Origin of the sequence: Bradyrhizobium sp. C-145 (assembly GCF_023375135.1) — a bacterium.
In the GTDB taxonomy this organism is placed as follows: domain Bacteria; phylum Pseudomonadota; class Alphaproteobacteria; order Rhizobiales; family Xanthobacteraceae; genus Bradyrhizobium; species Bradyrhizobium zhanjiangense.
The window spans coordinates 297665-318450 of the sequence record NZ_CP088150.1 but is presented as its reverse complement, the minus strand read 5'-3'; the positions used below and the strand labels follow the sequence as shown (position 1 = coordinate 318450).

15 protein-coding genes and 1 pseudogene are annotated in these 20786 nt (G+C 64.0%); 11 read left to right on the top strand and 5 right to left on the bottom strand.

Annotated features, from left to right (window positions below; all coding sequences use genetic code 11):
* Positions 1-22 precede the first annotated feature (22 nt).
* Positions 23-2584 carry a GAF domain-containing protein gene (locus tag LRP30_RS01465; RefSeq protein ID WP_249759111.1) on the bottom strand — a complete coding sequence of 854 codons (2562 nt, stop codon included), beginning with the start codon at positions 2582-2584 and terminating at the stop codon, positions 23-25.
* A gap of 226 nt (positions 2585-2810) precedes the next feature.
* Between LRP30_RS01465 and LRP30_RS01460 the strand changes: the two genes are divergently transcribed.
* The 3 genes and pseudogenes from LRP30_RS01460 to LRP30_RS01450 form a co-directional block, all read left to right on the top strand.
* Positions 2811-3209 carry a hypothetical protein gene (locus LRP30_RS01460; RefSeq protein WP_249759110.1) on the top strand — a complete coding sequence of 133 codons (399 nt, stop codon included), beginning with the start codon at positions 2811-2813 and terminating at the stop codon, positions 3207-3209.
* A 144-nt stretch (positions 3210-3353) separates the two neighbouring features.
* On the top strand, positions 3354-4229 hold the full coding sequence (locus tag LRP30_RS01455) for a site-specific integrase (protein ID WP_249757956.1): 876 nt from the start codon (positions 3354-3356) through the stop codon (positions 4227-4229).
* Positions 4230-4239: 10 nt separating this feature from the next.
* Positions 4240-5271 (top strand): annotated as a pseudogene (locus LRP30_RS01450) (IS91 family transposase); the annotation flags it as partial.
* 570 nt (positions 5272-5841) lie between these two features.
* Here the strand turns inward: LRP30_RS01450 and LRP30_RS01445 are convergent.
* Positions 5842-6648, bottom strand: coding sequence for an N-acyl homoserine lactonase family protein (locus LRP30_RS01445; protein WP_249759109.1), 807 nt, complete (start codon positions 6646-6648; stop codon positions 5842-5844).
* A gap of 380 nt (positions 6649-7028) precedes the next feature.
* Here LRP30_RS01445 and LRP30_RS01440 point away from each other — a divergent pair, with 380 nt between their 5' ends.
* From LRP30_RS01440 to LRP30_RS01415, 6 genes are all read left to right on the top strand, one after another.
* The gene (locus LRP30_RS01440) at positions 7029-8561 is read left to right on the top strand and encodes a caspase family protein (protein ID WP_249759108.1); all 1533 of its coding nucleotides are present in this window, start codon (positions 7029-7031) and stop codon (positions 8559-8561) included.
* Between the two features lie 144 nt (positions 8562-8705).
* Complete coding sequence (locus LRP30_RS01435; RefSeq protein WP_249759107.1) at positions 8706-9377, top strand: OmpA family protein; 672 nt, start codon at positions 8706-8708, stop codon at positions 9375-9377.
* Positions 9378-9535: 158 nt separating this feature from the next.
* Positions 9536-10465, top strand: coding sequence for an efflux RND transporter periplasmic adaptor subunit (locus LRP30_RS01430; RefSeq protein WP_249759106.1), 930 nt, complete (start codon positions 9536-9538; stop codon positions 10463-10465).
* On the top strand, positions 10465-13614 hold the full coding sequence (locus tag LRP30_RS01425) for an efflux RND transporter permease subunit (RefSeq protein ID WP_128942594.1): 3150 nt from the start codon (positions 10465-10467) through the stop codon (positions 13612-13614). Before LRP30_RS01430 ends, LRP30_RS01425 begins: the two co-directional genes overlap by 1 nt.
* Before the next feature lie 56 nt (positions 13615-13670).
* Positions 13671-13958: a hypothetical protein gene (locus LRP30_RS01420; protein ID WP_128942620.1), complete on the top strand. Its 288-nt coding sequence runs from the start codon at positions 13671-13673 to the stop codon at positions 13956-13958.
* The gene (locus LRP30_RS01415; protein WP_128930730.1) at positions 13955-14239 is read left to right on the top strand and encodes a type II toxin-antitoxin system RelE/ParE family toxin; all 285 of its coding nucleotides are present in this window, start codon (positions 13955-13957) and stop codon (positions 14237-14239) included. The genes LRP30_RS01420 and LRP30_RS01415 overlap by 4 nt, the downstream gene beginning before the upstream one ends.
* A gap of 5 nt (positions 14240-14244) precedes the next feature.
* On the opposite strand, the gene LRP30_RS01410 is transcribed toward LRP30_RS01415, so the two are convergent.
* The gene (locus LRP30_RS01410) at positions 14245-14919 is read right to left on the bottom strand and encodes a Crp/Fnr family transcriptional regulator (protein WP_128930729.1); all 675 of its coding nucleotides are present in this window, start codon (positions 14917-14919) and stop codon (positions 14245-14247) included.
* A gap of 248 nt (positions 14920-15167) precedes the next feature.
* Between LRP30_RS01410 and LRP30_RS01405 the strand changes: the two genes are divergently transcribed.
* Positions 15168-17219, top strand: coding sequence for an AsmA family protein (locus LRP30_RS01405; protein WP_249759105.1), 2052 nt, complete (start codon positions 15168-15170; stop codon positions 17217-17219).
* Between the two features lie 207 nt (positions 17220-17426).
* Complete coding sequence (locus LRP30_RS01400) at positions 17427-19874, top strand: adenylate/guanylate cyclase domain-containing protein (RefSeq protein WP_249759104.1); 2448 nt, start codon at positions 17427-17429, stop codon at positions 19872-19874.
* 170 nt (positions 19875-20044) lie between these two features.
* On the opposite strand, the gene LRP30_RS01395 is transcribed toward LRP30_RS01400, so the two are convergent.
* Together LRP30_RS01395 and LRP30_RS01390 are read right to left on the bottom strand one after the other, a co-directional pair.
* Positions 20045-20449: a PIN domain-containing protein gene (locus tag LRP30_RS01395; protein ID WP_091897895.1), complete on the bottom strand. Its 405-nt coding sequence runs from the start codon at positions 20447-20449 to the stop codon at positions 20045-20047.
* Positions 20446-20676: an AbrB/MazE/SpoVT family DNA-binding domain-containing protein gene (locus LRP30_RS01390; protein WP_091897901.1), complete on the bottom strand. Its 231-nt coding sequence runs from the start codon at positions 20674-20676 to the stop codon at positions 20446-20448. The genes LRP30_RS01395 and LRP30_RS01390 overlap by 4 nt, the downstream gene beginning before the upstream one ends.
* Positions 20677-20786 lie beyond the last annotated feature (110 nt).

Here is a 20786-nt window from a genome sequence, read left to right as displayed (position 1 = left end):
TTCGCCGATGGGCCAAAAGAGGTCATCGCGGCAGCGTGATAATGAACTCGGTAAACACACCCAGCTCGCTCTCGACATCGAGGGTTCCGCCGTGTTGTTTGACAATGATGTCGTGGGTCATCGACAGACCGAGCCCCGTGCCTTCGCCAGCTGGCTTGGTAGTAAAGAAGGGATTGAACATTTTTTCCTTCACCTCGACCGGAATCCCGGTGCCGTTGTCGCGGATGCGAATTTCGACCTTGTCGTCAAGGTTGTTCGTGATCGCACTCAGCACAGGCTCAAAGGTCTCGTCTCCCGCCTCGGACTTGCGCCTGGTCGCGGCATAGAATCCGTTGGAGATCACGTTGAGCAGCGCGCGCGTGATCTCCTGCGGATATACCTCGATTTCGCCCGCGTCGGGGTCGAGGTCCTGCGTGAGCGTGATGTTGAAGTCGGACTTCTCTGCGCGCGCGCCATGGTAGGCTAGATTAAGACTCTCCTGGACCAGGGCATTGATGTCGGCGAGGCGGCGCTCGCCCGGTCCCTCGCGTGAGTGCAGCAGCATGTTCTTGACGATGGAATCGGCCCGCTTGCCGTGCTGCACGACCTTTTCGAGGTTGCTCTTCAAAAGCGCCGTCAGCTCATCGACTTCGGTGCGGATCTTGTCGACGAGTTCGGCGGGCTTGAGGGCCTCGTTCAACTCCTCGGTCAACTCCGCTGAAAGGGTTGCGAAATTATTGACGAAGTTGAGCGGGTTCTTGATCTCGTGCGCAATGCCCGCGGTGAGCTGGCCGAGCGAGGCAAGCTTTTCGGTCTGCACCAGGCGGTCCTGTGCGGTGCGGAGGTCGTCGAGGGATTGCGAGAGATCGTCGGTTCGCTGCCGCAGCTCCTTGAGCAGTCGTGTGTTTTCGATGGCGATCACCGCTTGTGCCGCAAAATTTTCCAGCAACTCGACCTGCTTGTCGCTGAACTCTTGCACTTCCTTGCGGTAGACAGCAAAGCCACCGACAAGCTCGCTCTCCTTGAGCATCGGCACAATCAGAACGGTGCGGGCTGCGGCGACCTTGTAGATCAGATCGTCGGGATGCTCTGTGGCGATATCGGCAATGTGAACCAGCGCCTTGGTCTCGACGAGGCGCCCCAGCGAAGGCGCCCCATCAAACGGCGCGATGAAGTGTGGCGGCGTTTCCTGGTCGGGCGTGTACAATTGCGGCACGTTTTGCGCGGCCATTCGCGCCACCCGCCGCAACCTGTCGCCTTCGTATAGGAGCAGCGTCCCAAAACTGGCACGGCAGATGCGCACGGCATTTTCCAGCATGGCCTCGAACACCGGCCCAAGTCCGCCAGGCGAAGTGGATATGACTCGTAGCACTTCCGACGTCGCAGTTTGCCGCTCCAGCGCTTCCCTCGTTTCATTGAACAATCGCGCGTTCTCGATCGCAATCACCGCCTGGTCGGCGAAGGACTGTAGCAAGGCAATCTGCTTCTCATTAAATGGCTGCACCTCGGTGCGGCGAAGCAGAATCGCGCCAATGCTCTCCTTTTCGCGCAGCAACGGAACAGCCAGAATGCTGTGAATAACCCCAGTGCCGGTATGCTGGGTCAATTTCCGACCATCTGGAAATTCGGCGCCTTCGTCTGAGAGGAGGTCGCGCACGTGCACCGGCGTCTGATCGAGGAACGCACGCCCCGAGACCCAGCCGCGATTGATCGGCCACTTTCCTACATCTATCGAAATCGGGCCATGATGTGCGCTGAAGCGCAGTTCGTCGCCGTCCTTCAAGAGCACGGCAGCATCATCGGCCTCACAAAGTTGGCACGCACTTGCGACGATTGCTTCGAGAACTGGTTCGACGTTAGTCGGTGAGGACGCTATGACCCTTAAGATATTGCTGCTGCCGGTCTGGTAGGTGAGGGCTTCGGAGAGATCGCGGGTCTTGGCCTGCACCTCGTTGATCAGCCGCGCGTTTTCGATGGCGATCACGGCCTGGTCGGCGAAGGTCTGTAGCAATTGCACGTGATGGTCGGCGAATGAACCGGTCTCGACTCGCGTCACGGTGATCAAGCCGATAGGCACCCCATTGCTCATCAACGGCGTGAACAACATGCTGCGAAAGCCGCGCAATCGCGCCAAATCCCTGGCCAGTATGTTTGGCGAGGATTCGGTATCGACAATCTGCGTTGGTTTGCCATCACGCAGCAACTCGAAGGGCGCCGAAGTCGTTGTGAGATGCCGCGGGAACGAAGCTCGCAATGCTTCGTCAGCGACCGGATTGGTCGGCGTGAACGCCTCCAGGTGTTGCATGCCGTCGATATAGCGAAACACTGCCGTAGAGAAACCGCCAATCAGCCTGTTGGCGCTGATCGCAATCGCCTCGAATACCGGCTGCACATCGTCAGGCGAACTTGCGATGACCTTCAATATTTGGGCCGTCGCCGCCTGCTGCTCGCGGGCCTCCTTCAGGTCTTTGCTCGAACCGGCGACCGAACGACGCTTCGCTCGGCTGGCCGCTGGCGCAATGCGGCGCTTGCTCTTGGTGGTCTTGCGGCCCTTGCGGGTCTTCGCCTGGCTCGTCTTGCCGCCCGTTCTTGATGGCCGCGTCATATCCGCCCCCAAACGGTCAAGAAGGTATCTTATCGGTCCAAACCATCATTCAGGAAGGGGCGGGATAGCCTGAATCGCATGTCACCGGGCCGGGCTGATGTCCGAGAAGGGGTCACAAGCAGACGGTCGGCGAGCTGCGCGACAAGGTCTGCCACGGGCCCAAGCAGACATACAGGCGGGGAAATGGTAGAACGCCCCTGCCTGATTGGTGCCACCCGAGCAAGCCATGCCTAAGTATTTTCCGATCGACGCAGGCGTGACGTTTGACTGCGATAAGAGCGACCTGCTCGCGATCAAGTGGAAGGCAGAAAGCCTCTCGGCGGACTTCGTTCTTCCGAGCGCTGAGGGTCAGGCGCTTCGCGTTCGTTTCAACGGCGCCACTATAGTCCGCCTTTTGGACGAAATGCCGCTCAGTACTGAGCAACAGCCTACGAAAAACGAGGGGTTAGTTCCAAGGCACTTCGCTTATCGCGTGGAGGGTTCGACCTTCGCGGACAGCCAGTCGGAGACCTGGAAGGAGATTCATCGTCCCGTTCGACAGTACGAATTCATCACCGGGTGGGGCTGCATGGATGTGCTCTCTGGAGTGGAGCCATCCTTTGAAGTTGTCGATATCACAGCCTGACGAATGTCGGCTTGGAGGCAAAGGACTAAACCGCTCGCGCGGTAGGACCCCGGGGCTGGCGACACAGCCAAGACGATAGCGCGACGGGGCGTCCTGTCTTGAGATGAGGGGTTCGCAACCTTCATCCAAGACAGGAGCATCCCCATGACCGACGAGGCAATGAGCCCGTTGCGCCGGCGCATGATCGAGGACATGACGATCCGCAAGCTCGCGCCGAAGACCCAACATGACTACGTGCAAAGAATCAAGAACTTCGCCGCGTTTCTCGGGCGCTCGCCGGATACGGCGACCTTCGAGGACGTGCGCCGCTATCAGCTACATCTGACGGCAAGCGGCGTTGGCGTGCCGACCATCAACCAGACCGTCTCGACGCTGCGGTTCTTCTTTCGGGTCACGCTCAAGCGCCACGAGATCGTCGAACACACCCATGTCATTCACGAGCCGCGCAAGCTGCCGGTGGTGCTCAGCGTCGAGGAAGTGGCGCGGCTGCTCGATGCCGCGCCGGGGCTGAAGTACAAGGCGGCCTTGAGCGTGGCCTACGGCGCTGGCCTGCGCGCCACTGAAGTGGTCTCGCTCAAGGTCTCCGATATCGACAGCAAGCGCATGATCATCCGCGTCGAGCAGGGCAAGGGCGGCAAGGACCGTCACGTCATGCTATCGCCGAGCCTGCTGGACCTGCTGCGGGCCTGGTGGAAGGCGGCGCGTCCGCAGGGTTGGCTGTTCCCGGGACGCGATCCGGCGCAGCCGATGACCACGCGCCAGCTCAATCGCGCCTGTCACGCCGCTGCGCAAATGGCGGAGATCAACAAGCGCGTCTCGCTGCACACCTTGCGGCACAGCTTCGCTACCCACCTCCTGGAGCAGAACATCGATGTCCGCGTGATCCAGGTGCTGCTCGGTCATGCCAAGCTCGACACCACGGCGCTGTATACCCGCGTCGCGACCAAGACGATCAGCGAGGTCATGAGCCCGCTGGAGCACATCGCGCTCAAACTCAAGGAGATCCGGCCGCCCGGCTGACGCCAAAGCGGTGTCGCGCCCGGCTTTGGAGGTTGCGGATATCTTCCGCGACCATGGCCCGGCATGGCGCAAGGCCCATGCCGGCCATGTCAGCCTCCACCAGCTCAAGGTGATGTCGGCGATCGAGCGCTGCCGCACGGCAGCCCTCGGCGGCCATGTCGCGCGCTGTGAGGACTGCGCCTATACGACCATCGCCTACAACTCCTGCCGCAACCGGCACTGCCCGAAGTGCCAGGGCGCCGCCGCGAAGGAATGGCTTGCCGACCGCGCGGCCGAGCTGCTGCCGGTGCCGTACTATCATGTGGTGTTCACGCTGCCGGCGGCCATCGCCGACATCGCTTACCAGAACAAGACCGTCCTCTACGACCTCTTGTTCAAGGTCTCGGCCGAGACCATGCTGACGATCGCCGCCGATCCGAAGCATTTGGGGGCCAGGATCGGCATTACCTCCGTGCTGCACACCTGGGGCTCGGCGCTCACCCATCACCCGCATGTGCACATGATCGTGCCGGGCGGCGGCATCTCGCTGGACAATAAGCGCTGGATATCGTGCCGGCCGGGCTTCTTGCTGCCGGTGCGCGTACTCTCCCGCCTGTTCCGGCGCGTGTTCCTGGAGAAGCTCGTCGCTGCCCACCAAGCCGGCCGCCTCAGCTTCTTCGGCGATTACGCCCACCTCGCCGAGGCGCAATCCTTCGCAGCTTACCTCACCCCGCTGCGCAAGGCCGAGTGGGTCGTCTACGCCAAGCGGCCGTTCGGCGGTCCCGAGGCAGTGCTGGCCTATCTGTCGCGCTACACCCACCGTGTTGCCATCGCCAACAGCCGCCTGATTGCCTGCGACCAGCGTGGCGTCACCTTCAAGTGGAAGGACTATCGCATCGAGGGCCGTGATCGCTACAAGCAGATGACGCTCGGGACCTTCGAGTTCATCCGCCGCTTCCTCATCCACGTGCTGCCACGCGGCTTCCACCGCATCCGCCACTACGGCCTGTTCGCCAAAGGCGCTTGCGCCGATAACATCGCCCGCGCCCGTGAGCTGCTCGCCGTTGCAAAACCTCAAGATGAGCCCCTCCGGATATGATCGGAAGAACGACTTCAATGCGAACGGGACCATGAAGGCGCAATAGCGCCAAGTCTCGTCGAACACTGAAACTAGCGATCGCCAAGACAATTAAAAAAGCCCGGAGGCGGAAGGCCTCCGGGCAATGGGCTTTGCGTGCGCAAAGCCTTTGCCGATGCTGCGCCTTGTCATAGGCGCGACTGTCAATCCCGGCGTCAAGAAACGGCAACAGGCTCAAAGCGTCGGCAGCTATCGGTGACCGCACAAGCAACTGGTTCCCGCATCCTCGGCTGGTATGTAGCACTCCGAGCAATCGATGTCTCTTGTGGGTCATTCGCGTCGATTTGGCCGCGTCGCCACCGCGTCCGGTCTGGCGCCGGCTGCTGACGTGCCGGGCGCCGCCCTAGTTCGATCCCGGAGGTGCGCAAGCGCCGTCTTGCGGGACGATGCTTCGCATCGCCGCGAGAACCATGAAGGCCCCTCAGCTGCATCTCGGCCTTCATCCTTCGAGACGCGCGCAAGAGCGCGCGCCTCAGGATGAGGGTCTGCGTCAGGCTATTTCGCAAACGATCGCGACGGCGGCAGGTGCAGCGCCCACGCATCGACCTTGTCGCTGGCGCGCGGATAGATCTCGGTCACGATCGGATCGTGGCCGGGGATGAATCGATCAGGGTGACCGGCGAGGCGCTCGATCGTCTCCCAGCCCTGCGCCATGTCGCCGACATTGTAGACGATCGGGAACGGGCTCTTGCGCTGGAGATTGGCGTAGTAATGCGCGGCATCGGACGCCAGCACCACCGGTCCGCGCGCGGTCTCGACCCTCACCACCTGCAAGCCGTCGGAATGGCCGCCGACGCGGTGCACGGTGACGCCGGGCGCGACTTCGCCATCGCCGGAATAGAAGGTGACGCGCTCGCCATAGACATGGCGCACCATCTGCGTGACGTGCTCGACCGAGAACGGATGGCGCAAGAGGCCGTTGCACATGCAGCGGCCGGTCGCGTAGGCCATCTCGCGCTCCTGGAGATGGAAGCGCGCATGCGGGAAGCGATCGAGATTGCCGGCGTGGTCGTAATGCAGATGCGTCACGACGACGTCGCGAATCGCGGCCGCGGCGACGCCGAAGCGCTCCAGCGCGTCGACCGGATTGAGCGTCAGCTTGCGCGCCCGCGCGCTCGCCTCCTCGGCGTTGAAGCCGGTATCGACCAGGATGTCGCGACCGTGCCCTCGGATCAGCCAGACGAAATAGTCGAGGTCCTGCGCCGCGCTGTCATGCGGGTCGGGCGCGAGGAAGTTCATGTGGGGGGTGCGCGGCGACATTGTCGCATAGCGCAGTGCGTAGATCTCGTAGACGTTTCCCATGACGCGGCTCTTTGTTTTGCTTTTTCTGAGTGGACCTGCAGAGACGAGCCGGCGGACCAAGCCATTGTCCGCCGCAAAGGTCAAACACCTGAAGTTGCGGCGACCGCTGTCCTGCAATGTGAGACCAATCACATTTTAGTCGCCCTGGCTGCCCTAACGTCCCGCGGACAGGATCGAGCCAGATCGCATCGGGTGCAACCATGACAGCCTCTTTATTCCCCTCGCAGCACGGCCATGCCTTGCGGTCGATCGTCGCGATAAAGTCGAATCTCCAAGCGGTTGACGCCCCCCATCCCGGGTCTGATAATGCATGGAGCGAAAGTTAAGGTCGCCGCGGCGCAAGCTGGGAACGGTGCCTTTTTGGCTGGACCGCGCTGATTATGAAAATTCGCTTCCTTTTTCTGCTGCCTTTGCTGATCTCGCTTGTTCCGACTGCCCCGTCACTTGCGGCTGGCGACCGCTTTGCGCTGGTGATCGGCAACGCCAAATATCCGGATGCGGATGCCCCGCTGAAGGAACCGATCAATGACGCGCGCGACGTCGCCGACGAGCTCAAACGCGACGGCTTTTCCGTCGAGATTGGCGAGAACCTGACCGGCGACGGCATGCGCCGCGCCCTCGACAAGCTCTACGGCAAGATCAAGCCCGGCTCCGTGGCGCTGGTGTTCTTCAGCGGATTCGGCATCCAGTCCGCGCGTCAGAGCTACATGCTGCCGGTCGATGCGCAGATCTGGACCGAATCCGACGTGCGCCGCGACGGTTTCAGCCTGGAGACCGTGCTCGGCGAACTCAACACCCGCGGCGCCGGCGTCAAGATCGCGCTGATCGACGCCTCCAGGCGCAACCCCTTCGAGCGCCGGTTCCGCAGCTTCTCGGCCGGCCTGACCCCGGTGATCGCGCCGAATGGCACGCTGGTGATGTATTCGGCCGCACTGGCCTCGGTGGTCTCGGACGCCGGTGGCGAGCACAGCCTGTTCGTCCAGGAACTGCTGAAGGAAATCCGCGTCCCCGACCTGATGGCCGAGGAGACGCTGAACCGCACCAAGATGGGCGTCACCCGCGCCTCGCGTGGCGAGCAGGTGCCGTGGATATCCTCTTCATTGGCCGAAGATTTCTCGTTCATTCCGGGGGCCGGCGGATCGCGTCCGTCAACGACGCCGCCACCCGCGCCGCCGGCCGTGGTCGCCAACAACCCGCCGCCGGCACCTCCCGCGCCACCGACGCCGCCTTCGCCCCCGAAGCCGGCCGACACGGCTGCGGCTCCTGCACCTCCTCCCGCTCCCCCTGCGCCCGCACCGGCTCCCTCGCCGAAGCCGCAGGTCGAGGCCGCCCTGCCGCCACCGCCGCCGCCCGTGAAGCCGGTTGATCCCGGTCCCGCGCCGAGCACGGACAGCGGACCGAGCCCCGCCGTGCTGGCTGACGACCCCACGATCAAGAGCCTGACGGCCAAGATTGCCGCCAATCCGGACGACGTGAACGCGCTGTACCGGCGTGGCCAGGTCTATGCCAGCAAGGGCGCCTACAACCTCGCCATCAAGGATTTCGACGATACGCTCCGCATCAACGCGAAGGACGTCGAGGCACTGAACAACCGCTGCTGGACTCGCACCGTGGTCGGCGATCTCCAGGGCGCGCTCAAGGATTGCAACGAGGCGCTACGGCTGCGGCCGAACTTCGTCGATGCGCTGGACAGCCGCGGGCTTGTCAATCTGAAATCGGGAGCGGTCAAGAACGCCATCGCCGATTTCGACGCGGCCCTGAGGATCAACCCGCGCCTGACGTCCTCGCTCTACGGACGCGGCCTCGCCAAGCAGCGCAACGGGTCCGCTCAGGAAGGCGCGCTCGACATCGCCAATGCCAAGGCGATGGATCCAAACATCGTTCAGGAATTCGCAAGCTACGGAGTGCGTTGATATTTTTTGGGTTGAGGCACGAGACGCCTCGAACCTTCAACAGCCCAAGGAAGACTAATGGGCGGATGCCGCAAGGGGGCCTTTCCCGAGGGCTTGTTGCAGGAATTTGGAAATGCGCGAGCTGGCTGCGCAGGAGGGACTGCTATGAAATTGGCTGCAAAGGGACTGACCGCGATCCTGTCCATCATCACCATCGGCGCCGCTCTGTCGCTGCCGACTTCGCCCGCCTTCGCGGGCGACGAAAGCAACAGCAAGAACGTCACCGAGGACGAGATCGTCCGCGCACTCGCGCCGCCGCCGAAGAAGCCTTTGACCCGCGGCCTCTCGATCGCCCCGCAGGCCGATCCCGCGCCGAACGCGGCGGAGACCAAGCTGATCCAGTCCGTGCGCGGCCGCTCGACACGCTCGCTGTCGTCGACCGAGCGCGAGGAAATCGCCTCAGTCGCCAAGGACAAGCCGAACATCGATCTCGAGATCACGTTCGACTACAACTCCGCCAATATCAGCGCCAAATCGATGCCTTCGGTGCAGGCGCTCGGTCGCGCGCTGACCAGCCCCGATCTGAAGGGCTCAACCTTCGTGGTCGCCGGTCACACCGACGCCGCCGGCGGCGAAGCCTACAACCAGGACCTGTCGGAACGCCGCGCGGATTCGATCAAGCGCTACCTCGTCGACAAGTACGGCATCTCGGCGACCGACCTCGTCACCGTCGGCTATGGCAAGAGCAAGCTGAAGGATCCGAGCCAGCCGATGGCGGAGGTCAACCGCCGCGTGCAGGTCGTCAACATGGAAAACAAGACCACCGCATCGAAGTAAGCACGACGCAATCCTTTGCAGTGACACGTCGTGATGTGGTGTAACGTCTCGCTTCCAAAGCGCGTCCCGCAGCCTTGCGGGACGCCGCTTTATTTCGGGGAAACGCTCTCGATAGGCCTCGTACGGACGGCCGTGAGCCAGGCCAGGGTGATCCGGCGATGAACCTTTCCGCATATCTCAAGCCGGCCGGAACGGTGGCGTTCGTCGTCGCGCTCGGCATCGGCTACTATCTGTTCGAGCATCGGCGCCGCCCCGAGGCGAAGGAAACGCCGGGCGAGGCGCTCGTCATCGTGACGAAGTCGACCAATGCCTGCTTCTCCGACCTCGTGCGGGTGACCGGCTTCTTCGTGCCGCGCCGCGAGGCCGTGGTCGTCGCCGACCAGGAAGGCTCGCGGGTCACGGACCTCTTCGTCACCGAAGGCACCACTGTCACCGACAATCAGGAGCTGGCGCGCCTGACCGCGCCACCGCAGATCCCGGGCCAGCCGCAGCGCCCCGGCCCGCAAGGCCCGATCTCGCTGAAGGCGCCCGCGCCGGGCCTCATCACCGAGGTCCGCACCATCGTCGGCGCGCCGGCCTCGCCGCAGGCCGGCCCGGTGTTCCGCATCGCCGTCAACAACGAGATCGAGCTCGACGCCCAAGTCCCGGCGGTTCACATGCCCAAGCTCAGCTCCGGCGCGACCGTGCGCATCAGCCGCGACGACGCGCCCGATCTGATCGGCCGAGTCCGGCTGGTTGCGCCCGAAATCGACCGCACGACCCAGCTCGGGCGCGTCCGCATCAGCGTCACCAACAATCCCTCGCTGAAGGTCGGCGTATTCGCGCGCGCCTCGATCGACGCCAAGCGAAGCTGCGGCGTCTCGATCCCCAAGACCGCGATCGACCATCTCACCGTGCAAGTCGTCAAAGCCAATATTGTCGAGACGCGCAAGGTGCGGGTCGGACTGTCGTCCGACAGCGCGACGGAAATCCTGGAAGGGCTCGAGGTCGGCGAAATCGTCGTCGCCGACGCCGGGTCTTCGCTCCATGATGGCGACCAGATCAAAACCATGTTCGCCGATGAACTCGATCGCACGCGGGTACGCTGATGGCTCTTAATATCTCGGCATGGTCGATACGTCATCCGCTGCCGTCTGTCGTCTTTTCGATCATCCTGCTGGTTCTCGGCTGGACCTCCTTCACCAAGCTCGCGATCACACGGCTGCCGTCGGCCGACATTCCCGTGATCTCGGTTGCGGTCTCGCAGTTCGGCGCAGCGCCAGCCGAGCTCGAATCCCAGGTCACCAAGACGGTTGAAGACGCGGTCTCCGGCGTCGAGGGCGTGCGGCACATCACCTCTTCGATCACCGATGGCCTGTCGGTCACCACGATCCAGTTTGCGCTGGAGACCAACACGGATCGCGCGCTCAACGACGTCAAGGACGCGGTGACGCGCGTGCGCTCCAACCTGCCGCAGAACGTCACCGAGCCGCTGATCCAGCGCGTCGACGTCATCGGTCTGCCGATCGTCACCTATGCCGCGATCTCGCCCGGCAAGACGCCTGAGCAGCTCTCCTATTTCGTCGACGACGTGGTCAAGCGCGCGCTGCAAGGCGTGCGCGGCGTCGCCCAGGTCGAGCGCATCGGCGGTGTCGAGCGCGAGATCCTGGTCTCGCTCGATCCCGACCGTTTGCAGGCGATGGGGCTGACCGCGGTCAATGTCAGCCAGAGCCTGCGCGGCACCAATGTCGACGTCGCCGGCGGCCGCGCCGAGATCGGCAAGAACGACCAGGCCATCCGCACGCTCGCCGGCGCCAAGACGCTGGGCGATCTTGCCGGCACCATGATCCCGCTGTTCGGCGGCGGCGAGGTCCGGCTCGACGATCTCGGCACCGTCACCGACACCATCGCCGACCGCCGCACCTTCGCCCGATTCAACGGCGAGCCGGTGGTCGCGCTCGGCATCAAGCGCTCCAAGGGCGCCAGCGATGTGAAGGTGGCCGAGGCCGTGCAGAAGCGCATCGACGCGCTCAAGACCGCCTATCCCGACGTCGATCTGAAGCTGATCGACACCTCGGTCGAATATACCAAGGGCAATTACCACGCGGCGATCTCGACCCTGTTCGAAGGCGCCATCCTCGCCGTCGTCATCGTGCTCCTGTTCCTGCGCGACCTGCGCGCGACCATCATCGCCGCGATCTCGCTGCCGTTGTCGATCTTCCCGGCGTTCTGGGCGATGGACCTGCTCGGCTTCTCGCTCAACCTCGTCAGCTTCCTCGCCATCACGCTGTCGACAGGTATTCTGGTCGACGACGCCATCGTCGAGATCGAGAACATCGTCCGGCACATGAACATGGGCAAGTCGCCCTATCGTGCCGCGTTAGAGGCTGCCGACGAGATCGGCCTCGCGGTGATCGCGATCTCGCTGACGATCATCGCGATCTTCGCACCCGCGAGCTTCATGTCGGGCATCGCCGGGCAGTTCTTCAAGCAGTTCGGCATCACCGTTTCGGTGCAAGTGTTCTTCTCGCTGCTCGCGGCCCGCTTCGTCACTCCGGTGCTGGCCGCCTACTTCCTCAAGCACAGTTCGCATGAGGAGCCGCCGCCCGGCCGCATTTTGCGGTCCTATCATGGAATCGTGGCCTGGTCGGTGAGGCACTATTTCATCACGGTGCTGATCGGACTCGGCATCTTCGCCGCCTCGATCTGGAGCATCACGCTGCTGCCGCAGGGCTTCCTGCCGGCGCAGGACAGCGCCCGCTCGCTGCTTGCGCTCGAGCTGCCGCCGGGCACTCAGCTCGCCTATACCGAAAAGGTCACCGAGGACATCGTCGCGCGCCTGCGCAAGCGGCCCGAGGTGAAGAGCATCTTCGTCGACGGCGGGCGCGTCCCGCCGGGCACCCAGGAAGTCCGGCGCGCCGCCCTGATCATCAACTACACGCCCAAGGACAGCCGCGACATCACTCAGCGCGAGCTCGAGTTCTCGATCAGCCAGGAGCTGGAGAACGTTCCCGACATCCGCTTCTGGTTCCTGGACGAGAACGGCCTGCGCGCGATCTCGCTGGTGGTGACCGGTGTCGATCCCAACATCGTCAACAACGTCGCGAGCGAGCTTGCGACGCAGATGAAGCGTATTCCCACCATCTCCAACGTGATCTCGGAAACCTCGCTGGAGCGGCCCGAGCTGCGCATCGAGCCGCGCGCCGATCTCGCGGCGCGGCTCGGCGTCTCGACCGAAAGCCTGTCGCAGACCATCCGCGTCGCCACCATCGGCGACGTCGGGCCTGCACTCGCCAAGTTCGACGTCGGCGACCGCCTGGTGCCGATCCGCGTTCAGCTCGAGGATGCCGCGCGCGGCAATCTGAAGACGCTCGAGCAGCTCCGCGTGCCGCTCGGCGAGCACGGCGAGAAGGGCGGCGTGCCGCTCTCGGTCATCGCCGACGTCAAGCTCGACCAGGGCCCGACCAGCATCAACCGCTACGATCGTGAGCGACAGGCGACCGTCGCGGCCGACCTCGTTGGCTCCGCCGCGCTCGGCGATGCCACCAAGAAGATCTACGAGCTGCCGGTGATGAAGAGCCTGCCGAAGGGCGTGAAGGTCTCACCCTCGGGCGACGCCGAAAGCCTGAACGAATTGTCCGACGGCTTTGCGACCGCGATCACGGCCGGCCTGATGATGGTCTATGCCGTGCTGGTGCTGCTGTTCGGCACCTTCCTGCAGCCGATCACCATCCTGTTCTCGCTGCCGCTCTCGATCGGCGGCGCGATCGCCGCCTTGCTCGTCACCGGCAAGCAGCTCACCACGCCGGTGTGGATCGGCATCCTGATGTTGATGGGCATCGTCACCAAGAACGCGATCATGCTGGTGGAATTCGCCATCGAATCCATTCACGCCGGCAAGCCGCGCGAGGAGGCCATGATCGATGCCGGCATGAAGCGCGCCCGCCCGATCGTGATGACCACGATCGCGATGGCCGCGGGCATGATGCCGAGCGCGCTCGCGGTCGGCGCCGGCGGCGAGTTCCGCTCACCGATGGCGCTCGCGGTGATCGGCGGCCTGATCTTCTCGACCATCCTGTCGCTGGTGTTCGTGCCGGCAATGTTCATGGTGATGGACGATTTCGGCGCCCTGATCTGGCGTTTTGCCAAGCGGCTGATCGTGCACAGCGAGGATGCGGAGACCACGGAGCATCATGGAGCGGCGCCAGCGGAAGCGGGGCCAACGCCAAAGAAAATCGTGCACCCGGCGGCGGAGTAGATATTTCCCCGCGATAGCGGGCTCGACATGCGCAGGTGAAGTGTTATCTTTTGAGCATGAACCTCGTAAGCCGCACGCTTGAAATCGACGTTGACACTGATGCCCGTCTCAGGGAGATCGCCTCTGAGCGCGGCAAGGATGTTGCAACGGTGCTCGCCGAGGCCGTCGCGCTGCTGGATTCAGTCATCGACCTTTCAGGTCCGGATCTCGCAGAGGATCGCGATCGCTATGAGGAATTCAAGCGCACCGGACTTGCCGTGCCCCTCGACGACGTCAAAGCATGGGTGGCAAGCTGGGGTTCAGCCAACGAGCTGCCTCGCCCACAACCACGCAAGATCAAATGATCCTGCTTTCGCCGGCCGCTCTGGAGGATATTGAGCGGCTGCGAAGCTTCCTTGACGCAGTCAATCCCGAAGCCGCGACACGTGCCCTGCGATTAATCTGGACAGCCATCGATCGGCTGTCGGAATTCCCATCCCTTGGCAAACCAACGGAGGATGACAGCATCCGCCAGATTATCGTCCGGTTCGGTTCTTCCGGTTACATCGTGCGATACGTCATTGTTGAGGAGTCGGGCGATATTCTCATCACTCGGCTCTGGCACGGTCGTGAGGAACGCACCTGAAGTCTCTACTCGTTCCGCGCGATCGCCGTCAGCTTGGTCATGTTCCGCAGCAATATCCGGCCGCGCTGGAGATCCAGGATCGCCTCCTTGCGCCAGGCCTGAAGCTGGCGGTTGACGCTCTCGCGGGCGGCGCCGACGAAGACGCCGAGCTGCTCCTGCGAGATGTGCACCTCGGAGCCGAAATCGGCGGCGAGCGCGCAGAGCCGCCGCGCCAGCCGCACCGGCAGCGGCTGCAGCATGGATTCCTCCATGCGCTCGCTCTGCCAGCGGATGCGCTGGCAGAGCAGCGCGATGATCTTGATCGCGACCTTTGGCTCGCGCTCGAGGAAACCGAGGAAATCTTCGCGGCGCAGCACGAACAATTCGCTCGCCTCACCTGCGGTAGCATCCGCCGTGCGGCTCTGGCCGTCCAGCACCGCGACCTCGCCGAACAGGTCGCCCGGCCCCATGAAGTTCAGCGTCAGCCGGCTGCCGTCGGAGGCGCCGGTCTCGATGCGGACCTGGCCGCGCCGCACGCCGAACAGCGCGTTTCCGGGATCGCCCTTCTGAAACAGCACCTCGCCGCTCCCCAGATGCTGGGTGTGGCAGAGATTGGACAGCCGCTGGAGTTCGTCCGCACCGAGATCCGCGAACATCGCGTTCATCTTCAGGATGACCGCAAATTCGGCCTGCTTGCTCATTTCAATGTCCTCGTCAATTTACTCGTGAATGTCCTTGGCAAATCGCTTGGAACCATCAACATCAGGATCGCGTAAAACCGCGCCGGAGAAGTGTGTCATAAGTCACATAACTTTGCAGCACCCCCCGACTATTTTTGCGCGCTTGGAGCCGCTTCCCGTCCCGGGATAAACTCAGGCACAAAAGACGGGCGCAAAGGACGGTTAATCCGCCGGGTTCGCTGCCGATCGTCCGTCGTTGGGAAGTCGACATGAGAGCACTGAAATTCGCCGGCGCGGCTTTGGCTGTCGTCATCATCGCGATCGCGGTCCTGCTGGTGGTCGGAATCCCGTCCGGCTTCCTGACCTCGACGATTGCCGCGCGGGTCGAGAGCGCGACCGGCTATCGCCTGTCGATCGACGGCACTACCAAGATCAGCCTGTGGCCGACGCTGAACGTCACCCTGAATGACCTCACGCTGCAAGACCCGAAGGACCGCAGCGGCATCACGCGCCTGACGGTCGACAGCGTGCAGGCCGACATGTCGCTCTCCAGCGTGTGGTCGGGCCGCCCTGCGATCAGCGAGCTCGTCGTCACCCATCCCGTGCTCTACCAGCCGTTGCTGCGTGAGCGCCTGCCGAATGCCGGCACCGCGTCGAAGCCGCTCGCGCTCGATACAGGGGGCGCGACCATCGACCGCGTCAAGGTCATCGACGGCGAGGTGGCATTCGCGCGGATACGCGATCGCGTCGAGGGCCGCATCAGCGCCATCAATGCCGATGCCGTCGTTGGCGGCGACCGCAAGGTCAACATCACCGGCACCGCGCGCGTCGGCGAGCACCCGACCAAGTTCGATATCAAGGCAACCCCACCGACGGCGCCCGGCGACCGGCCGACGATTCCGGTCGACTTCGCCATCGACATGCCTGACGTGCTGAAATCCCAGCTCGCAGGTCACGCCGACATGCGGATGAGCGGCGATGTCGTGATGATCAACGGCGTGAACGGCAGGCTCGGCGACGGCGCCTTCAACGGCTGGGCTTCGGTCGACATCGCGAGCAAGCCGCTGGTCAAGGTCGATCTCGACTTCCAGCGGCTCGCGATTCCGCTGGCGAAATCGCCGGAAGGCACGGCCGGACAACCCTGGAGCAATGCGCCGATCGACGTCTCCGGGCTCAATTATGTCGATGCGCAAGTCAGGATCTCCGCGAACGAAGCCGTGATCGGCGATGCCCATCTTTCGCCGCTCGCGCTCGATGCAAAACTCGCCGGCAGCGTACTGAAGGCCGGCACCGCTAATCTCGGCGCCTATGGCGGCCAGGTCTCGGGCGAGGTGATCCTGGATGCGACCACCGGCGCGCCGAGCTTTGCCATGCATTCCGATCTCGTCGGCGTGCGCGCGCGGCCGCTGCTGCAAGGCCTTGCCGAATTCGACCGGATCGACGGCAAGCTGCAGGCCAAGCTCGCTTTGCGCAGCGCCGGCGCCAGCCAGCGCGCGCTGATGGCGAACATGCAGGGCACGGCCTTCGTCAATTTTCAGGACGGCGCGATCCGCGGCATCAACGTTGCGCAGATGATCCGCTCGCTGACCACAGGCACGCTGTCCGGCTGGCAAGAAAGCCAGGACCCCGGCCAGGAGCAGAGCACGGACCTGTCGCAGCTCTCGGCCTCGTTCCGCATCGACAAGGGCCAGGCGGTGACGACCGATCTCAATCTGATCGGACCGCTGGTGCGCGTGACCGGCGCCGGCACCATCGCCCTCGACACCAAGATGATGGGCTTCCGCGTCGAGCCCAAGCTCGTGATGACGACCGAGGGCCAGGGCCGCACCTCCGATCCGGTCGGCTTCGGCATTCCCGTGATGATCCAGGGCACCTGGTCGCAACCGCGGATCTATCCAGACATGGCCGGTGTGCTGGACAATCCGGACGCCGCCTATGCCAAGCTGCGCGAGATGGGCAAGGGCCTGTTCGGCCCTGATGGCGCCGGGCTCGGCAATATCCTGGGCAGCCTCGGGTTGGGCGGCACCACGCCGGGCGGCGGCAACGCGACCGGCAATGCCAATCCGCAAGGTCAGCAGCCGGGACAGAACAATCTGCTCGGCGGTCCCTTGGGCGAAGCGATCGGCAATCTGATCCAGCAGGGGCTTTCCAGCGGTGCGGGATCCAACACCGGCGCCGGCCGCAGCCGCAGCCTGCCGGCAACGCCATCCACGCCGGCCCCACAGGCCTCACCTTCCGGTCCCGCCCCGGAGGACCCGCCGGTCGCGCAGCAGGACAGTCAGCCAATGAACGACGTGCTGCGGCAGCTCTTCAATCGATGAGGGGCGGACCAACGCGCAGGCTGCGGCAATTCAACCGCTTTTCCACCTGCCCCTTTGTCACCGCTTCTGGCGTCCATAGCGGGTAACCACAACGGCGGCTCGGCCGGCCGCTCGGCAATCCCCTGGCCCAAATTGTGGTAGAACGGGCTCGAAAGGGCCCGTACGGCCGGCAGCGCGCAGCGTCAATGGCGGCGCGAGAGGATCGGGATGGCAGGAGCGAACGACAAGACACGGTTTCTGCGCGAGGGCCTGTTCGCCAAATATGTCGTCTCCCTCGTCGGCCTCGTCGTGTTCGTGCTCGCCGTCAACGGCGCGATGGAGACCTGGATCTCCTACCGCGCCACCCGGACGTCGCTGACCGACGGGCTGGAGGACAAGGCGCAAGGCGCCGCGCGGCGGATCGAGCAATCGATCTCGGAGCTCGAGCGTCAGATCAGCTGGGTGACGCGGGCGAGCCAGGACACGCTCGAAAAGCGCCGTGCCGACTACGCCTCGCTCCTGCACCAGGTCTCAGTCGTCAACCAGCTGTTCCAGCTCAATGGCGAGGGCCGCGAGGTGCTGCGCGTCTCGCGCCAGTCGACCACGACCGGGAGCAATGCCGACCTCTCCCGCGACATGCGCTTCACCGACACCGTCGCCCGCGGCGTCAGCTACGCGCCGGCCTGGTTCGCCGACCGGACCCCGTTGATGTCGATCTCGGTGGCGCATTCCGGTTTCAACGCCGGCGTCACGGTTGCCGAGATCGATCTCAGCTTCCTCTCCGACTTCCTGTCCGACGCCCAGGTCGGCAAGGCCGCGTTCGCCTATGTGGTCGATCCGCGCGGCCGCGTGCTGGCGACATCCTCGAAAGGGCCCGAGATCGGCAAGGACCTGTCGAAGCTGCCGCAGGTCGCGGCCGCGATCGCACCTGGCCGCGAGCCCGACACGTCCGGCACCGATTTCAACGGCCATGCGGTGATGAGCGCCGCGAGCACGGTGCCGAAGCTCGGCTGGAGCGTGCTGTTCGAGCAGCCGACCACGCAGGCCCTGATGCCGATCCGCGACCAGCTGGTGCGCATCGCGCTGCTGATCGGCGTGGGGCTGATGGTCGCGATCCTCGCCGGCACGCTGCTCGCCCGCCGCATGATCATCCCGATCACGGCGCTGCGCGACGGCGCGCACAAGCTCGGCGAGGGCGATTTCAGCCACCGCATCGACGTCCACACCTCCGACGAACTGGAAGACCTCGCCGGCCAGTTCAACCGCATGGCCGATCAGATCCAGGAGACCTATTCGAACCTGGAGACCAAGGTCGAGGAGCGCACCCGCGATCTCGCGCAGTCGATCCACGAGCTCAAGGTGCTGGAAGAGGTCGGCCGCGCGGTCGCCTCCTCGCTCGATCTCAATGCCGTGCTGCCGACGATCGCGGCCCGCGCCATCGAGATCACCCGTGCCGATGCCGTGCTGATCTACGGCTATGACGCGGAAGCGCGCCGCTTCAACCTGGTCGAGGCCAATGGCATCGGCAAATCGGCCGAGGGCGCGCATGTCACGATCGACGAAGGCGAGAACATCCTGAGCGATTCGGCAGGGAGCGGCGAGCCGATCGCGCTGGCCGATCTCGACGATGCCACGGAGCAGCCGCTGCGCGACGCTGCCGTCAATGCCGGCTTCCATTCCGTGCTGGTGGTGCCGCTGGTCGACCAGCAGGGCACGCTCGGCTCGCTGGTGGTGCTGCGCCGTGCCAGCGGCGCATTCGCCCCCAGCATCATCGGCCTGATGCGTACCTTCGCCAACCAGGCGGTGCTGGCGATGCGCAATGCGCGGCTGTTCACCGAGGTCGACCACAAGAGCCACGCGCTGGAGACGGCGAACGAGACCGTGCGCGCCCAGGCCGACAAGCTGCGCGAGCAGACCGAGCAGCTCAAGGACTGGAACAAGTCGCTGGAGGCGCGCGTCAAGACCCAGCTCGGCGAGATCGAGCGCATCCGCAAGCTCGAGCGTTTCCTGGCGCCGCAGGTCGCGCAGCTGATCGCCTCCTCCGACAGCCCCGAGGGGCTGCTCACCAGCCAACGCCGCGAGGTGACCGTGGTGTTCTGCGACCTGCGCGGCTTCACCGCGTTCACGGAAGCGACCGAGCCGGAAGAGGCGATGAACGTGCTGCGCGAATATCACGCAGCGCTCGGCAAGCTGATCTTCAAATATGAGGGCACGCTCGACAAATATGCCGGCGACGGCGTGATGATCCTGTTCAACGCGCCGATTCAATTCGAGGACCACATCCAGCGCGCGGTGAAGATGGCGGTGGAGATGCGCGACACCATCGGCCCGCTGACCGAGCGCTGGCGCAACCGCGGACATAGCCTCGGCTTCGGCATCGGCATTGCGCTCGGCTACGCGACGCTCGGCCAGGTCGGCTTCGAGCAGCGGCTGGAATATGCCGCGATCGGCAGCGTCACCAACCTCGCCTCCCGCCTCTGCGGCGAGGCCAAGCCCAACCAGATCGTGGTGAGCCGCCGCGTCTACGGCATGGTCGAACCGTGGGTCGAAGCCCGCGCGCTCGACGACCTCCAGCTCAAGGGCTTCAATCACCCCGTGCTGGCGATGGAGATTTTGAACTGGCGCGAGGAGATGGCGAACGTGGTGGATGCCGCGGCGGCGCGGCGGCGAGGCTAGCCAAAACAAAAAAGTCGAAAAACAACCCCATGCACAGTAGGTGGGGTCTGTGAGATCAATGAGTTAGACGGGTCTCGCGCGGGTGCTGGCGTGATTTGACATGATCGGGCGCTCAGGCTGATCGCGCAGATGCGTAAAATTCCAGATCTTGGCGACGTGAGTCTGGGCGTTCACGGTGCGCTCCCGAGAAACGGATTGACGATGGTGAGCCCGCCGATGCTGCGGCCGTGTTGCAGGTCTTCGCTGTAGAGCGTGTCGCAGCCGGCCTCGACCGCCGCAGCGACGATCAGCGCATCATAAAAGGCAAGGGTGTGACCGCTGGCAAGCGCAAGCGCCGCGGCGTGCGTGTGTGATGTCAGCGGCAAGATGTCGGGAAAGCGAAAGCGGAGGGACTGCACAGCTGCCTCGATCATTGGCCAATCCTGCTTCTGCTTCTTACGCAACACGTTGGTGAACTCGTTGAGCACCTGCGCGCTGATGACACCACCGCCAGCAATCGTGTTCAGCGCTCGCTGGCGCTTTGTGTCGGTCGAATAGGCGTAGATCAGAATATTGCTGTCGAAGAAGGCGCTCACCGCTCGTTCGCCTCATCGCGATCGAACTTGTAGCCTTCGGGCAGGGGAAACTGGAACTGCTCCACCTGCCTGAGAAATTCCGCTCGCTTGTCGATCTTCTCTACTGCGAGCCGGCCCTTCGAGGCCTCCACCACGTTGAGCTCGTCGCCGGGCGAAAGATTCAGAGCCTCGACAAGCGCCTTGGGCAGGCGAACCGCCAAGCTATTTCCCCATTTGGAAACGAGCACGGGACCCTCCATGATATACATCAGCTACTGTATATCATAAAACGGATATCATTTCTCCTCAAGAGGCCTGCAGCCGATGCCTTCGTCTTGGGAGGCGCGCCGGCGAAGCC

Excerpts from the sequence above, each read along its gene's own strand:
- LRP30_RS01465 (WP_249759111.1), bottom strand. The coding sequence starts at position 2,584 with ATGACGCGGCCATCAAGAACGGGCGGCAAGACGAGCCAGGCGAAGACC.
- LRP30_RS01460 (WP_249759110.1), top strand. The coding sequence starts at position 2,811 with ATGCCTAAGTATTTTCCGATCGACGCAGGCGTGACGTTTGACTGCGAT.
- LRP30_RS01455 (WP_249757956.1), top strand. The coding sequence starts at position 3,354 with ATGACCGACGAGGCAATGAGCCCGTTGCGCCGGCGCATGATCGAGGAC.
- LRP30_RS01445 (WP_249759109.1), bottom strand. The coding sequence starts at position 6,648 with ATGGGAAACGTCTACGAGATCTACGCACTGCGCTATGCGACAATGTCG.
- LRP30_RS01440 (WP_249759108.1), top strand. The coding sequence starts at position 7,029 with ATGAAAATTCGCTTCCTTTTTCTGCTGCCTTTGCTGATCTCGCTTGTT.
- LRP30_RS01435 (WP_249759107.1), top strand. The coding sequence starts at position 8,706 with ATGAAATTGGCTGCAAAGGGACTGACCGCGATCCTGTCCATCATCACC.
- LRP30_RS01430 (WP_249759106.1), top strand. The coding sequence starts at position 9,536 with ATGAACCTTTCCGCATATCTCAAGCCGGCCGGAACGGTGGCGTTCGTC.
- LRP30_RS01425 (WP_128942594.1), top strand. The coding sequence starts at position 10,465 with ATGGCTCTTAATATCTCGGCATGGTCGATACGTCATCCGCTGCCGTCT.
- LRP30_RS01420 (WP_128942620.1), top strand. The coding sequence starts at position 13,671 with ATGAACCTCGTAAGCCGCACGCTTGAAATCGACGTTGACACTGATGCC.
- LRP30_RS01415 (WP_128930730.1), top strand. The coding sequence starts at position 13,955 with ATGATCCTGCTTTCGCCGGCCGCTCTGGAGGATATTGAGCGGCTGCGA.
- LRP30_RS01410 (WP_128930729.1), bottom strand. The coding sequence starts at position 14,919 with ATGAGCAAGCAGGCCGAATTTGCGGTCATCCTGAAGATGAACGCGATG.
- LRP30_RS01405 (WP_249759105.1), top strand. The coding sequence starts at position 15,168 with ATGAGAGCACTGAAATTCGCCGGCGCGGCTTTGGCTGTCGTCATCATC.
- LRP30_RS01400 (WP_249759104.1), top strand. The coding sequence starts at position 17,427 with ATGGCAGGAGCGAACGACAAGACACGGTTTCTGCGCGAGGGCCTGTTC.